The sequence below is a fragment of the Clostridium sp. DMHC 10 genome, assembly GCF_001270375.1.
Classification (GTDB): Bacteria; Bacillota; Clostridia; order Clostridiales; family Clostridiaceae; genus Clostridium_S; species Clostridium_S guangxiense.
Genome location: NZ_LGVB01000015.1, coordinates 2,865,467 through 2,880,398, shown reverse-complemented (window position 1 = coordinate 2,880,398; position 14,932 = coordinate 2,865,467). Strand labels below are relative to the sequence as shown.

Sequence of the window (14,932 nt, the reverse complement as noted above, 5' to 3'; positions counted from 1 at the left end):
CCTCCTACATATATCCATGTTTTCTAAGCTTTTCGAGCGCATGTGGATCTGCTTTATCCTGTGCTCTACCACTTCTCTCAGTTTCATTAGTATTCTTAAGTTCTTCAATAATTTCATCAAGATTAGAAGCATTGGAAGTTATAGGTGACGTACAAGGCGCACACCCAAGACTTCTGTACCTCTTTCCATCCTTAGCAAAATATAAACTTACTACAGGGATATTTTCTCTCTTAATGTATTCCCATATATCTATTTCATTCCAACCAAGTAATGGATGAATTCTTATATGGTTCCCTTTTTTAAAATCAGTTTTAAACTGGTCCCAAAGCTCAGGCGGCTGATCTGTATAATCCCATTCAGATTCAGCATTTCTTTCACTAAATACCCTTTCTTTTGATCTAGACCCCTCTTCATCTCTTCTTATTCCAACAATAAGACCTTCAAATTTATACTTGTCTATAACTTGCTGAAGTCCTTCACTTTTTAAAGCCTTGCAGCATTCCAATCTTCCTTTTTCTGGCCCCATTCCACTATTGATTGCATCCCAATTTGTATGAACTATGAGATTAAGATTATACTTTTTAGCAACTTCATCTCTAAATTCAATCATTTCTGGTATCTTCCTTTTAGTATCAACATGTATAAGCGGAAAAGGACAGTTACCAAAAAAAGCTTTTTTGTGCAAGCCAAAGCATAACGGTTGAGTCCTTTCCTATAGACCACAGCATTCCAAGCTTTCCAAAATGCTTATACGCTTCTCTCAAAATATAAATACTTTCTGCTTCCAATCTATCTAAATGATCCATTTTAAATTCCTCCTAATTCTTATTTTCAAGACCACATTTATATCTAACATTTTGTTCAATTTTCCCAAACAGCAATTTATCAAAAACAAGTCCAAAAGCAACTATTACAATCATAACTGCCATTACTTGACTTATATCTCCTAAATCTCTTCCTGCCATAAGTACTTGGCTAATCCTTTAGTACCTGACAGCATTTCTCCAGCCATAAGTGCTCTCCAAGCAAAAGACCATCCCTGTTTCATTCCAGATACTATTTGCGGCATAGCTGCAGGAATTATTACATCAAAATAAAGCTTTCTTCCTCCTGCTCCCATGGTTTTTGCCGCTTTAATATAAATTGGATTTACATTCTTTATACCGGACTCTGTTGATATAGCTATTGAAAAGATAGAACCAATTACAGTAACAAATAATATTGTGTTTTCATTAATTCCATACCAAAGAATAGCAAATGGAATCCAGCATACACTTGGTATAGTTTGAAAACCTAATATTAAAGGACTTAAATTTTCATCAATATACTTGTATTTTACGATAATAAGTCCAATTGCAACTCCAATTAAAATTGATATAACATATCCTATAACAAGTCTTTTTAAGCTTGTTATTATGGCTATAAACAAAGTATTATCTTTTATTAATCCTATAAGCGTGTTCAAAACTTCAACTGGTGATGAAAAAGTGTATGGCTTCCATATAGTTAAAACATCAACAAAAATCTTATAAACCAGCTCCCATATCATTATTAGGATTATATAAAACATCACTTTTTTCAATACTCCAATCACTGTCGTACTCAGCTTTTGCAACTTTCTCAACCTCCTCCTTAAGTTCTTTCATAACTTCATTTGAAACATATGCAAGATCTACACTTTGCGCTTTTCTTGGTCTTGCTAATTTTATATCAAATATCTTTTTTATTTTTCCTGGATTAGCTGACATAACGACAACTCTATCTGCAAGAAGCACTGCTTCTTCTACATTATGGGTTACAAAAACTATGGTTTTTTTAGTTTCCCACCATATATTTTGGAGTTGAAGCTGAAGTATACTTTTAGTTTGGCTATCAAGTGCCGAAAATGGTTCATCCATAAGCAGTACCTTTGAATCGAGGGTTAATGCCCTTGCAAGAGCAACTCTCTGCCTCATTCCACCAGAAAGCTCGTGTATATATGAATTTTGAAACTTCGTAAGGTGAACCATCTTAAGATATTTTAAAGCCTTTTCTCGCCTTTCTTCCTTGGGTACATTTTTTACCTTCATTCCAAATTCCACATTATCTATTACCTTAAGCCATGGAAATAGTGCGGAATCTTGAAACATAAATGCTCTATCAGGTCCTGGTTTTGTTATTTCATCATCATCTAAATAAACTTTTCCACTACTTGGCGCTTCAAGACCTGCTATTACATTTAACAGTGTTGATTTTCCACAGCCCGATGGTCCAAGTATACATACAAATTCTCCATCATTTATAGAAAGATCTATACTTTCAAGAGTATGTGTGGTCTTTTCTTTTGAAATAAAATCTTTACTTATACCCTTTATTTCAATACTCAAGTTTCTACCTCCCTTAATTGATTTCACTTTCCCCTTGACTTTTTAAAATCTTATTTAAAATATTGAAGTCAAACATATCTTTAAGATCTGCTTTCTTTTTTATAAAACCTTCCTTCAAGGACCAATTCGCCATATCACTAATTGCCTCTTTTTCAGGATTATTAGTAACTTTTATTCTCTTAAATGAGGAATCTAAAATATCTTTATCTAAAGTTTTACCAGTTATCTCTTTCAACTCTTTATTTATTGCATCTTCGGTTTTAGCAGTATTCTCATTAATGCTCTTTGTTTTTTGAATATGGATTTTTAAGAACTTTTCTACTATGTCACTATGGTTTTTTATGAAATCTTTTCTCGCCACTACAACGGCCGTTGGATATTTTCCATTTTTCCAAACTTTATCATAATCTAGTACAACCTTTGCTCCTACTTCTTTAACAAGTCTTGAACCCCAAGGTTCTGGAACTAGCGCTGCATCAATTGATCCCTTATCTAAAAGTGTTTTTATGTCTGGATTCTCAGCTTGAACAATTTCTACAGTTCCACCTTTTGTTTTATCTTTTAATCCATTTTGATCTAAGAGTATTCTTAAACTTAAATCTTGAGTATTTCCAAATTGAGGTATAGCCACTTTTTTTCCACTTAAATCTTTTACACTTTTTATGTTTGAATCTTTTCTACTTACAAGTATAGCTGCCGCATCTGCACCTCCCGCAATCACCTGCATTTCACCCTTTGATTTTGTATAACCATTTATTGCTGGTCCAGGTCCTATATATCCGATATCTACTTCTCCTGCTAAAAAAGCCTCCACTTCTGATGAACCTGCATTAAACTTTTGCCAGTTTACCTTGATTTTATTTCCTAAAGCTTTTTGAAGCGAGCCATCTTCCTTTTCAAGCAATGCCTGAGAGTGTGTTATATTGGGGAAGTATGCAATTTTAACTTCTGAAAGTTCTTTATTGCCTTTAACACCACATCCACTTAATGCTCCTAACATTATAAAGCTCAAAATAAAGCTTAAAATGCTTTTATTTCTTTTCATAATAATGCCCCCTTAATATTTATTTGCTTCTTTACTATTTGTTGTTATTACAACTTTCCTGCCATCTTTGCTTTCCAGGCGCCACTCTAAACTTTCACCATTTTGAGTAACATACATAGTAGAACCATTCCCCCCAATATCTGCTCCAAGATAATATTTTATGGCTCCTAACTTACATTCCTTAAGGCAAGCGGTGCATCCCCAACAATTTTTAGGATATCTTATAAAGGCTTTTCCATTTTCGTTTTTAAGGAGTAAACTTCCAGGGCATACTTCTATACATTTTCCACAGGAGACGCACTTATTTACATCAATTTTTATGCTCATAAACTTCCTTCCTTTCAACAAGGTCCCTAAATACTATATTCACTCTTCCATCTTTATAAATAGAATTTACGTACTTACGCCAATTAGTATCATCTTTTTCTGGATAATCTCTATTTTGCTCATAGCATTTCCACCTTGTTTCTTTTCTTGCCTTTAAATGTGCTATGACTATCTTTGCAACATACAGCCTATCAATAAGTTCATATATAAATAAAAGTTCATGTAAATCATCTGCTCTTAAGTCTTTTGAAAGCTGTAAAAGTTCATCAATTCTTTTTTCACCTATAACAAGTTTTTTATATGTATACCCATAGTTTTCTGATATACCACCACAATACTCATCCATAACCTTTTGCATTGCTTCTTCAAGTTCTTCTACTTTAAATTGACTTTCATTAGTAAAAAACTTTTCTAAGTGTTCTATTTTTTTATTTATTTCATTCTGCGACATGATTCTCAATTTTTTATTTTCTATATCCTTAAGTGCACTTAATGCAGCTATTTCTCCCTCTGCAAAACATCCTGTTACATACTTTTTAGGACTTCCTCCAGCAACATCCCCAGCTGCATAAAGACCATTCATACTTGTTTTTCTATTTGTGTCAATCCAATATCCGCTAGCTCCATGTCCACCTACTATATAAGGTTCTGTTCCTTCTACTTCAATATTTTCTTTTGAGGGATCTATTTTTCTATCAAACCAACTTAAAGCTTGAGAAGGTGCCATATTGAGATAAGCTTTAAATAAATCCTGAACTTGGCTTTCTGTGATACCCTGTGTCTTTAAATAGCAAGGACCCTTTCCATTTACATTTTCCATAACTGTGCTGTAAAGTCTGTTAATAGTAGTTGGCTTCCCATACCTTTTTACGTATTCCTCCAAATTTCCATTAATCTGTGGTGTTTTAACACCTTGAGCTATAGTTCCTGTTGGTGCAATTGTATCTTTACATCTAAGTGCAATAAATCTCATTTCAAAAGTGGTCATTTCTGCTCCTGCCCTTATTCCCATTGCATAGCCTGCTCCTGTATTGAAAGGTGAATACCACATTTTGTGTCTTGAAAATCCAGGATTATTGGGCTTATATATGCCTGCAGCACCTCCTGTTGTACATATTGCTGCCTTGGAGTAAATTACATACACTTTTTCTTCACTTATGGAAAATCCAAAAGCTCCTATTACTTCTCCAGCTTTAATGATATAATCAACTATATTTACTTCATTTAAAACTCTTATATTTTCTCTATCATAAACAGCTTTAGCCAAAATAGGTTTTATATTTTCACCATTTATTTTTATGCTTCTCTTTCCTCTTGAAACGTAATTTCCACTCTCATCCTTTAAAATAGTGAGTCCCATTTTTTCTATTTTATTCGTTACCTCATTAAGCCTCTTTGCAATGGTATAAACCAAATCCTCCCTCACCACATCATTAAATTCATTTTTTACATAGTCTACAAAAGAATCTAGCGTTTCATCTTCTGAGATATAAGCATTTAATGCATTTACTCCAGCAGCAAGACATCCGCTTCTTTTTATATTAGTTTTATCTACAATTATTATCTGAATACTAGGTTTTTGAGAAGCACTTAGTGCTGCAAAACATCCTGCCGCTCCACCTCCTATTATGAGAATATCTGTTTTTAAAACTTCACACGATAATTTCATTTTTGATCTCCTATATTATTTTATTTTCCTTCAAATAATCCACTATTTTTTTTACGCATCCTTCTTCTGTGTTCTTATAGGTTTCAATTACTATTTCCGGATTTTCTGGAGCCTCATACTTTGAATCTATCCCTGTAAAATCCTTTATTTTTCCTTCTCTTGCCTTTTTATATATTCCCTTTGGATCTCTTTTTTCACACTCTTCTATTGGACATTTTACATAAATCTCTATAAAATCTTTTCCAAGCAATTCTCTTGCATTTGTTCTATCTTTTTTAAAAGGCGATATAAAAGTTGTTATTGTTATTATTCCGGAGTCTACAAATAACTTTGTAACCTCAGAAACTCTTCTTATATTTTCTGTTCTATCTTCACTTGTAAACCCAAGATCCGAGTTTAAACCATATCTTAAGTTGTCTCCATCTAAAAGGTAAGTAAGATATCCATTTTTGTGAAGTTCGCTCTCAAGCCTAGAGGCTATTGTTGATTTACCGGAACCTGAAAGTCCGGTAAACCATAAAGCTATTCCTTTTTGCTTAAGTAGCTTTTCTCTGTCTTCTCTTTTTATTTTGGTTTGTTGCCAGCGAATATTTGTACTTTTCATATTCTTCACCTCAAATTGCTTTAAGTGCATTTTCTATATCCATCACTATATCTTCTACATCTTCAATGCCTACAGAAAGTCTTAAAAGATCATCGTAAACCGCCATTTCTTCTTTTTCCTTTTCAGTATTATGTGCACAAATAGTGGAGGATGGATGGATTATTATAGTTTTTGCATCTCCTATATTGGTTAAATTTAATATTAGTTTTAAATTTTCAATGAATTTAAATGCCTTTTCCTTACTTCCAAGCCTGAAGGTCAATATACCTGATGCTCCTTCTTTATAATACTTTTGAGCAAGGTCATAATATTTTGAACTCTCAAGATTAGGATAATTTACTGATTTCACCTTTTCATTTTTTTCAAGAAACTTTGCTACTTTAGCTGAATTTTTACAATGCTGCTGCATTCTAAGTGAAAGAGTTTCTATTCCTGTTAAAGTTAAAAATGCATTAAAAGGTGACATTGATGCTCCAATATCTCTGCCTATTGAATTTTTAAGTTTTGAAGTAAAAGCAAAGCTTCCGTACTTATTTACAAATTCGTGAAAATTCTTATATTTTTTATTCCTATACTTTTTGCTGCCTCCATCAACTATAATTCCACCTATTGCATTTGATGTCCCATTAATATATTTTGATGTGGAATGAATTACTATGTCTGCTCCATATTTAATTGGATTTAGAAGATATGGAGTTGAAATTGTAGAATCCACCATAAAAATTATATTATTGTCTTTGCAAACCTCTCCAACCTCCTCAATGTCAAGAACATCAAGTTTTGGATTTCCTATGGATTCTGCATATACAAGCTTTGTCTTATCGGTTATTGCAGTTAAAAGACTTTCTCTATCAAGCGTATCTAAAAATTTAACTTTAACGCCTATATCCTTTAAATCATAAAGTAAAGTATATGTTCCACCATAAAGGCCGGAAGCAGCTATTATTTCATCTCCAGCACAAACAACATTAGTAACTGCCATGTATATGGCGCTCATTCCAGATGCTGCTGCTGTAGCACAAACTCCACCTTCCAAGCTTGCGAGTCTTCTTTCTAAAGTCATTACTGTTGGATTTGATATTCTTGTATAAGCATATCCCATGGCCTTTCCCTGAAATATATTTTCTAATTCATATGGAGATGTATGAGCGTAGGCATTTGACATATATATAGCTGCGTTTGTAGCGCCGCTATTCTCCAAATTATAGTTACCATGAATGAGTTTTGTTGAAAATTTCACAGCTTTTCCTCCTTGTTTTTACTTTTTTTCAATTACAAGAAGGTTGTATCCATCATAATTCGTATCAATAGATATTATTTTATTTCCTTCTTTTTCTACACTTCTAGGAACATTAGTTATAGGATCTCCATCATCTAAATAAACTCCAAGCCTGTTTCCCGATTTGACCTTTGAAAGTTCTATCTTTACCTTAACAAAATTTATAGGACATTTTACTCCTCTGAAATCAACAATTTTATATTCATTTCCTTCATTCTTTTCTAAAGTTTCTTCCTTTACTTGATCTTCATTTTCTTTAGGGAGGGTTATATCAAGTTTTCCATCTAAAGACTCAAACATATCTTTAACCCTTTTAACCACATATCTTACTTCAGAAACCTTGTCACTTAAGTCACCTATATCTCCCATTTTAAAATCTATAAGACTGTCTATTAAACCTTTTGTGTTTTTATTTAAATATCCTTCATTTACAAAGTTATCTATAAACTCACTGAATATTTCTCTTTCCTTTGTTGTATCAATTCCCTTTAATATTAAAAGTGCTCTACAAGCTGAAAGTGCTGCTTCATACAACTTTAAATTTTCCTTTGAACTACCATATTCCGCAATATAAGCTTCCGCATTTGATATATCCATTTTTATTACATCAAGCACACCTGTACTGCATTCACCTTTTCCTCTACCTTCAAGCGAGAATTTTTTGTTTGCTTTAAAGTCATAATACAAGTCTGGATTTTCAGAATAACTTTCTATATTTCCAAACTCTTTTGTAAGACTTTTTATCTCGTCTTTTTTATCATTTAAAAATTCATAAAAATCTTCATACCCAGTTTTAACTTTAAATTCTGCAAGCTTTAAAAGATACTTTGGAATTTTTCTAGCTGGAACGTCACCAAAAGCTTCTGCCAGTTTTGCTCCATTAAAACCTAAATAGCCTCCAAAGGAAACTGTGTACATAGGAACCAAGCCATCATCTGTTCTGCTAGCTCTTCCATTTAAACCTATTGCTCCTTTTTCATGCTGAGCACATGAATTTAAACATCCAGATATATATATTTTAGGAAGTGCCTTTTTAACTTTTGCATCAGCAGTCTTAAAGCTTTCTTTTATTGCTACAAGTAAATTCTGCGACAAGCAAAGTCCAAGCTGACAAGTTGAAGCTCCTGCACAGGTTGAGGAATTAAATAAATTTATATTTGATGAAAAAGCTTCTATTATCTCTGCAAGTTTAACAGCGTCATTTCCCTTTAAATCTCTTATAAAAAATCCTTGAGTATTAGTTAATCTTATAGATGTCCTATAATCAAGTTTACTTATAAAATCTAAAACTTTATTTAAATCATCTGTTTTCAAATTTCCGCATTCGGGGTGAACGTAAGCTGAATAATATCCACTTTGTTTTTGTTTGAACAGCACATTCTCATATTTTTCATCTAAATTTTCTATATATTCGAGTTTTTCATAATTTACTTTTTCTTTTCCGCTCTCATCAATTATTAAATCTAAATTTTCTTCTTTTTTTAATTTAACAACTTCATCATGAAGAAGTTCCTTGAACTTTTTCATCTCCAAATCTGTACGAAATAAATCTTATTCTTGCTTTGCTTTTATTTGTTCTGTCTCCTTCTCTTTCGAACAATCTCTTAAGGCCAACTACATAGTATAAAACATCCTTAGCAGCTATAAAATCTTCAATTTTTATAGCTGCCCTTGGTTTTCCTCCAAGTCCTCCTGCTGCAAAAATCTTAAACCCTTTTTTTCCGTCCTTTATTTCAGCTATAAATCCTAAATCCGAAATTGAGGCATTAGCAGTATCCTCTTTGCTATTTGAAAAAGCAATCTTATATTTTCTTGGAAGATTCATAGTGCTTGGATCTTTTATTAGGTAATTTGTAACTTTATTTTTATAAGGTTCAACATCAAAAACATCATCATAGGAAACTCCTGAGAGTGGAGAACATTCAATGTTTCTTACTGTATTTCCACCTGTCCCCTTAGTTAGTATTCCGTTCTCTATAAGTTCTTTCATTATTGTATATACATCTTTAAGTTCAACTTTATGAAACTGCGCATCTTCTCTTGACGTGAGGTGAATTTTACCATGTGAATACTTCTCACCAAGTTTACTTATGATTCTAAATTGATCTAATGTTATAAATCCACCTGGAATCCTAGTCCTTACCATGTAAGTTTCCTTTTCTCTTTGCTCGTACACCCCCATAGAAACTCTAAAAGCCTTGAATCTAAGAGGATCAATTTTGCTATTTAAATACTGCTGCGCTTTTTCCTTAAAGTCCTCTACTTCCTTAAAGTTTTCTTTAGATATATCAATCATACCTTTCACCTCTTTTAAATAATCTCATAATCGAGCTTTTCAACGTCATTCTTATTTATTTTAAACATATTAAAAACTGGCTTTTCAATATCCTGAAGCGACAAAATCGAATAAATTACCCTTGGATCAAAAGCAAGGCGTTTATCCTCCTCCGAAGGTCTTGATGGAGAATGTGGATGCGAATGATAATTTCCTAAAAGCTCCATCTTCTCTTTTCTTATAAGCCTTATCTTTTCAAACTGTTCTTTTGGATCCATTGAAAAATGTTCACTGCTGTTATCAATATTGGTAAGCGAGTACATCTTATTTATGTATATATCCTCACCCTTTTTAACGCCAGCAAGAAAACCACAGCATTCATTATCATATTCTTCTTTTGCCTGCTTCAAAATCAAGTCATATTCTAATCTTTTCAAATAAATCATTTCATCACCCTTTTAATTTTCCTGATTTTAAATCACATGAAGGATTTTCATAATCTATAAGTGTCTTTATAGTCGGCTTTTCTCCACAAACACCACACTTTTTATTTTTTCCTACCTTTATTTTTCTAAATTCCATCTTCTTTGCATCAAAGGTTAAAAGATACCCTGCAAGAGTTTCACCAACTCCAAGTATATATTTTATTGCTTCAAGCGCTTGAAGCGTACCTATTATTCCACCCATAACTCCTATTACACCAGCTTCTCTACAAGTTGGAACCACTCCTGCAGGTGGAGGAGATTGAAATATACATCTATAGCAAGGTGTCCCATTATCAGGTATATATGTGGTGAGCTGTCCTTGAAATCTTATAATTCCAGCATGAGAAAATGGCTTTTTAGCCAAAACACAAGCATCATTAATTAAAAATTTAGCTGCAAAATTATCTGTTCCATCAATTATAAAATCATAATCTTGATCCTCTATAATATCTAATATATTTTCTGAAGTAACCAGTTCATTATAAGTTATTACATTTACATCAGGATTCATTTCGTTAATGGTTTCTTTTCCGGATTGAACCTTTGGCTTTCCTACATCTTTGGTTTGATGTATGATTTGCCTTTGAAGGTTTGAAAGATCTACAACATCACCATCTACAAGCCCGATCGTCCCAATACCTGCTGCAGCAAGATACATAGCTGCTGGGGCTCCAAGTCCTCCTGTTCCTATGACAAGTACTTTAGATTTTAACAATTTTTCTTGTCCTTCTACTCCGACTTCCTCCAGAATAATATGTCTAGAGTATCTTTCTATCTGCTCTTCATTAAAATCCAAAGCTTCCACCTCCCATGAAATATAGAAAATCTACTTGATCATTTTCTTTAAGCGTTGTTTTTGAGAACTCCTCCCTGTCCAAAAATTCTCCATTGAGTTGAACAGTTACCATGTCTGGCATTTCAACATTTTCTTCTACTAAAATTTCACTTACTGTTAAATTGTCTTTTACCTCTTTTTTTGAACCATTAATTTCTAATATCATCTTTTATTTTTCCTCCACATTATAATTTTCAAGATACCTTTCAACCACCATTGCTGCTGCTCCCAAGGCTTTTGCATCCTGTCCAAAGTATCCTCCTCTTTTAAAAATAATTTCCTTATCTAACGAATTTTTCAATACCGTTTCAACACATGTATTATAAAAAAATTCGGAAGCTAACATCTCCTCACCACTTAACACTACAGCTTTTAAATTAAAAATTCTTATGTAATTTAATATTCCAATTGCAATAATAACTGCTGCTTTTTTTATTACCTCTTTTGATAAATCATCGTTATTTTCTATAGCTTCCCCTATACTTGCTTTTGAAACATAGTTTCCAATGTAATCAAAGCTTCCACATGCACATTCTTCTTTACCAATTTTGACAATCATGTGAGCAAATGGATCTTCTTCATCCTCCGCTGTGTTTAAAATTTTGCCATTAAATATTATTGCTGCCTTAATCCTTGAATCCAAATCAAAATATCCAATATTTTTAAGTGAACTTTTGAAACCATAAAAGTATTCTACTTGAGCTGCCGCTTTTACTGCATTTTCAGTAACTACAGGACATCGCAATGTGTTTTCAAGCACATCTTTTATTTCTGCTTTATTGTTTTCAACAGATAATCCAATTCCAAATAACGTTAAAAAATCTAACCTAAGTTCTAAAATTACCTTGTTTATTACCTCTAATATTTTTTTAGAAATTTTATCTAAACTGCAGCTTTTATCAATTTGAAATTTTTCTTTATGTAACAGTTCAACTCTTAAATTTGTAAATGCCACTTCTACATAACTTTCTTGTACATTAATCCCTATAGCATAAAAATTACACAAATTAATGTTATATATTACAGGTTTCCTGCCGCCAGTTGATTCTCCTATGCAGTACTCAACAATTGTTTTATTTTCCTCAAGAGGCTTCATAAATCTGTTTAAAGTTGTTAGCTTCATTTGAGTTTTTTCTAAAATTTCACTTTTAGTCATAGCCCTATTTTTTTGAAGCAAATTAAATATGATCTTACTTCCATCACTTAAATTTTTAAATATATCATAGCTGCACTTCATAATTATCCTTCCACTTCAACTTTTAACCGTCTTAGATAAAAGACTCTAAAAAAATAAAAAAGGTCAAACTATTATATATTTAATTTACAAAATAATAATAACTTTTTAAGAGGACACAATTCCTCTTAAAAAATTGCTCATTTTATAAATCAAGTTATAATAAAGTTTGACCTCTAGTCTTTCTAGTCAGTCAATATTACAATATTTTACTTAAGTTTTATTTTTCGCTTGTCTACTATTTCAGTATAATTCCATTAGACCTGCATCTATTTTAACATAGGAGTTTTTTTCTGCTCAACGGCATAAGCCTTTTTTCTTCCACTTGCTTAGCAAGTGGTTTCCTTCGTTACACAAGGAAAAAATTCCTCTGTACCTACGGAATTTTAGGCGTGAATCTTTGCAACCAATTAAATTTTTGTACTATATTATGGACATGACTATTAAATTATTTGTTTAATCATGTTACAGTGCATTTTTCGTAGGGAAACAGAGAAAAAATCCACCTTGTATTCTTTATCACCCTATATTATAAAATGAATATAATATTATAAGTCTAACATTATTAATGGAGTGTATTTAAATTGGATACTTCAAATTATGATACTGCAAAAATAAATGAAAGATATTTTAGACCTTCTAAACTTCCTGCATTAAACATTAGAAACTTTGACTACTCTTTTTATGATAAATATTCAAATCCAGATTACACAAAGATAATTTTGCCTGACTATCTATTTACTTCTCCTGAAAATTCAATTTTAAATTACTTCAGCATACTTCGTGAAGCAGAAAGCATATCAAAAGGTGGCTGCGGAAGTATTGGCGATGGTAAAACCCCATATCCAATTTCCTATAATTTTTTCACAAAAGAATATCAAAACACTTTACCATATTCTGAATATCTAAAAGCCTTCAATGATATCGGTCATATAAATTTAGTAAAGCTAAATAATGTAACTGATCCAAGTACCCCTAAAGACACCTACAAATACTTTTTTGAAATAGAAACAATAGAACCATCTACAAACGGCAACACAAGTTTTGCGTATTACTATGGATTTATGTATTTAAAAAACGAAAATGGAAAATATAAAATTTCTGATATAGATATACGTGGAGAAGATTTTTTATGTGCTGCATATCATGGTTGGTCACACGATGCTGAAAGCTATGTAGGTGTAACTTATGGTGATTGGTGTAATCTTATAAAAAAAATGCATCCAATTGAGCAAAAGGGATACGTTAAAAATGTTTATTTTACAGGTACTGATAATAAAGAATACAAAATTGAATTTTTTCAGCTAACCAATGGTACAGATGTTCAGGTTGGTCAATTTATTAAGGACAGTAGTGGCAATTGGCAGCCCGTAACAATAGATGTATACAAATGCCTGCACTTAATCGGGTATCCCATTTTTCATGTCCATTTTGGACAATATATCAAAATAGAAGAGGATATTAGCCCTCTTCTACAACTTTAACTATTTCATAAATACCTTTTTTTATTTTGTGTAAATTGGTTCTGCTTACACTTATTCTTATAAATCTATCATCATTATTATTCAAATAAAATTTAGCTGTATCTATAATTATTATATTTTTGCTCTTTAACTTTTCAATAATTCTATTTACATCCACTGTTTTTTTCATCTCAAAACTTGCAAAAAAACCAGACTTAGGTATGTACCATTTTATATTTGCACTACATAAATTTTGTGTCAATTCTTTAAGATAATTCATTCTTTCACCGTATATTCTTCTAAGCTTTTTAATATTTTCATCAAACATTCCACTTTTGATATAAACTTCTAAAGTTCCTTGAGATAATATTGATGTATTTAAATCATTCCATTTTTTATATTCCTTAAAAATCTTAGATAATTTACTTGGAATAACGGCAGTTGAAACCCTAAGACCCGGAAAAAGCACTTTAGAATATGTTTTTAAATATATAACCCTTGAATCCATATCTAGCGCATATATTGGATCAGCTTTTTTATCAATCTCTAAATCAACCAAATAGTCATCTTCAACTATGTATACATCATATTTTTTACAAAGCTTTAATATTATTTTTTTGTCCTCGATATCATAGGAAAAACCTGTAGGATTATGAAATCTAGGTATAGTGTAAAAAAACTTTATACTTTGTGATTTTAGGATTTTCTCAAACTCATCAAAGTCTATTCCATTAGCGCCTCTTTTTATACCTATAGTTTTTATATGATTAAGCTCTAAAGATTTCAACACCCCATAGTAAGTAGGTTCTTCAACAAGTACATTTTTTTTATTATTTCCAAAGTCCATTATAGTCAAAATATTTATAGCTTGCTGCGACCCCGATGTTATAAATACACTTTCTTTATTTGCAAACACCTGATAATTTTCAAGCTGTTTCCTTACAACTTCAATTAAATTTGGATGGCCCTGTGCATAGGATGCGTTAAAAAGACTATTTTTATATAAATCCATTGCTATATCTGCACAATGCTGAAATTCTTTATATGGTAAAGCTGACTTATCTTGCGCTGCCGCCTCAAAATCTATTTTTTCATTATTTTCTAGTGTGCTGCTTTTAGAGCTATTTTCAATAACATAATAACCACTTTTTGGTACAGAATAAATTATATTTTGATTTTCCATAACTTCATATGCCTTAACAACCGTTGCCTTGCTGCACTTAAATTTTTCCGAAACGTTCCTTATAGATGGCAGCTTTTCACCAGCCTTAATATCACAAATCACTATTTTTCTTTTTATATACTTCATAATTCTCTCATACTTATTCAAACTCTCACCCCTTTTAGTAA

Annotated in this window: 14 protein-coding genes and 2 pseudogenes; 1 reads left to right on the top strand and 15 read right to left on the bottom strand. The window is 31.9% G+C overall.

From position 1 onward, the window contains the following. Nucleotides 1-4: 4 nt before the first annotated feature. From cysD to AGR56_RS15805, 14 genes and pseudogenes are all read right to left on the bottom strand, one after another. Nucleotides 5-806: pseudogene (cysD, locus tag AGR56_RS15865) on the bottom strand (sulfate adenylyltransferase subunit CysD). Nucleotides 807-818: 12 nt separating this feature from the next. Beyond that, nucleotides 819-1,570, bottom strand: a pseudogene (locus tag AGR56_RS15860) (ABC transporter permease). Beyond that, on the bottom strand, nt 1,527-2,366 hold the full coding sequence (locus AGR56_RS15855; RefSeq protein WP_053243030.1) for an ABC transporter ATP-binding protein: 840 nt from the start codon (nt 2,364-2,366) through the stop codon (nt 1,527-1,529). Before AGR56_RS15855 ends, AGR56_RS15860 begins: the two are co-directional and overlap by 44 nt. Nucleotides 2,367-2,379: 13 nt before the next feature. Next, the gene (locus AGR56_RS15850; RefSeq protein WP_053243029.1) at nt 2,380-3,411 is read right to left on the bottom strand and encodes an aliphatic sulfonate ABC transporter substrate-binding protein; all 1,032 of its coding nucleotides are present in this window, start codon (nt 3,409-3,411) and stop codon (nt 2,380-2,382) included. Nucleotides 3,412-3,423: 12 nt separating this feature from the next. Then, entirely contained in the window at nt 3,424-3,738 is a 315-nt protein-coding gene (locus AGR56_RS15845; RefSeq protein ID WP_053243028.1) for a ferredoxin family protein, read from the bottom strand. Continuing rightward, nucleotides 3,722-5,407 carry an adenylyl-sulfate reductase subunit alpha gene (locus tag AGR56_RS15840; RefSeq protein WP_053243027.1) on the bottom strand — a complete coding sequence of 562 codons (1,686 nt, stop codon included), beginning with the start codon at nt 5,405-5,407 and terminating at the stop codon, nt 3,722-3,724. Before AGR56_RS15840 ends, AGR56_RS15845 begins: the two co-directional genes overlap by 17 nt. A gap of 10 nt (nt 5,408-5,417) precedes the next feature. After that, a complete protein-coding gene (gene cysC / locus AGR56_RS15835; protein ID WP_084757184.1) occupies nt 5,418-6,020 on the bottom strand; it encodes an adenylyl-sulfate kinase in 603 nt (200 codons plus the stop codon). A gap of 1 nt (nt 6,021) precedes the next feature. Then, entirely contained in the window at nt 6,022-7,251 is a 1,230-nt protein-coding gene (locus AGR56_RS15830) for an O-acetylhomoserine aminocarboxypropyltransferase/cysteine synthase family protein (protein ID WP_053243026.1), read from the bottom strand. An 18-nt stretch (nt 7,252-7,269) separates the two neighbouring features. Next, nucleotides 7,270-8,817: a sulfurtransferase TusA family protein gene (locus AGR56_RS15825; RefSeq protein WP_242851494.1), complete on the bottom strand. Its 1,548-nt coding sequence runs from the start codon at nt 8,815-8,817 to the stop codon at nt 7,270-7,272. Next, on the bottom strand, nt 8,789-9,586 hold the full coding sequence (locus tag AGR56_RS22200) for a nitrite/sulfite reductase (RefSeq protein WP_242851493.1): 798 nt from the start codon (nt 9,584-9,586) through the stop codon (nt 8,789-8,791). The genes AGR56_RS15825 and AGR56_RS22200 overlap by 29 nt, the downstream gene beginning before the upstream one ends. 14 nt (nt 9,587-9,600) lie before the next feature. Continuing rightward, nucleotides 9,601-10,011 (bottom strand): M67 family metallopeptidase, encoded by a 411-nt coding sequence (locus tag AGR56_RS15820; RefSeq protein WP_053243025.1) that lies wholly within the window; start codon nt 10,009-10,011, stop codon nt 9,601-9,603. A gap of 4 nt (nt 10,012-10,015) precedes the next feature. Next, complete coding sequence (gene moeB, locus AGR56_RS15815) at nt 10,016-10,846, bottom strand: molybdopterin-synthase adenylyltransferase MoeB (protein WP_053243024.1); 831 nt, start codon at nt 10,844-10,846, stop codon at nt 10,016-10,018. After that, nucleotides 10,836-11,051 (bottom strand): sulfur carrier protein ThiS, encoded by a 216-nt coding sequence (gene thiS / locus AGR56_RS15810; RefSeq protein WP_053243023.1) that lies wholly within the window; start codon nt 11,049-11,051, stop codon nt 10,836-10,838. Before thiS ends, moeB begins: the two co-directional genes overlap by 11 nt. 3 nt (nt 11,052-11,054) lie before the next feature. After that, the gene (locus AGR56_RS15805) at nt 11,055-12,122 is read right to left on the bottom strand and encodes an ROK family protein (protein WP_053243022.1); all 1,068 of its coding nucleotides are present in this window, start codon (nt 12,120-12,122) and stop codon (nt 11,055-11,057) included. A 581-nt stretch (nt 12,123-12,703) separates the two neighbouring features. Here AGR56_RS15805 and AGR56_RS15800 point away from each other — a divergent pair. Beyond that, nucleotides 12,704-13,603 (top strand): hypothetical protein, encoded by a 900-nt coding sequence (locus AGR56_RS15800; RefSeq protein WP_053243021.1) that lies wholly within the window; start codon nt 12,704-12,706, stop codon nt 13,601-13,603. Here the strand turns inward: AGR56_RS15800 and AGR56_RS15795 are convergent. Then, entirely contained in the window at nt 13,581-14,912 is a 1,332-nt protein-coding gene (locus tag AGR56_RS15795; RefSeq protein ID WP_053243020.1) for a PLP-dependent aminotransferase family protein, read from the bottom strand. The genes AGR56_RS15800 and AGR56_RS15795 overlap by 23 nt on opposite strands. Nucleotides 14,913-14,932: the final 20 nt, after the last annotated feature.

Excerpts from the sequence above, each read along its gene's own strand:
- AGR56_RS15845 (WP_053243028.1), bottom strand. The coding sequence starts at position 3,738 with ATGAGCATAAAAATTGATGTAAATAAGTGCGTCTCCTGTGGAAAATGT.
- AGR56_RS15805 (WP_053243022.1), bottom strand. The coding sequence starts at position 12,122 with ATGAAGTGCAGCTATGATATATTTAAAAATTTAAGTGATGGAAGTAAG.
- AGR56_RS15825 (WP_242851494.1), bottom strand. The coding sequence starts at position 8,817 with ATGAAAAAGTTCAAGGAACTTCTTCATGATGAAGTTGTTAAATTAAAA.
- thiS (WP_053243023.1), bottom strand. The coding sequence starts at position 11,051 with ATGATATTAGAAATTAATGGTTCAAAAAAAGAGGTAAAAGACAATTTA.
- AGR56_RS15820 (WP_053243025.1), bottom strand. The coding sequence starts at position 10,011 with ATGATTTATTTGAAAAGATTAGAATATGACTTGATTTTGAAGCAGGCA.
- AGR56_RS15850 (WP_053243029.1), bottom strand. The coding sequence starts at position 3,411 with ATGAAAAGAAATAAAAGCATTTTAAGCTTTATTTTGAGCTTTATAATG.
- AGR56_RS22200 (WP_242851493.1), bottom strand. The coding sequence starts at position 9,586 with ATGATTGATATATCTAAAGAAAACTTTAAGGAAGTAGAGGACTTTAAG.
- AGR56_RS15840 (WP_053243027.1), bottom strand. The coding sequence starts at position 5,407 with ATGAAATTATCGTGTGAAGTTTTAAAAACAGATATTCTCATAATAGGA.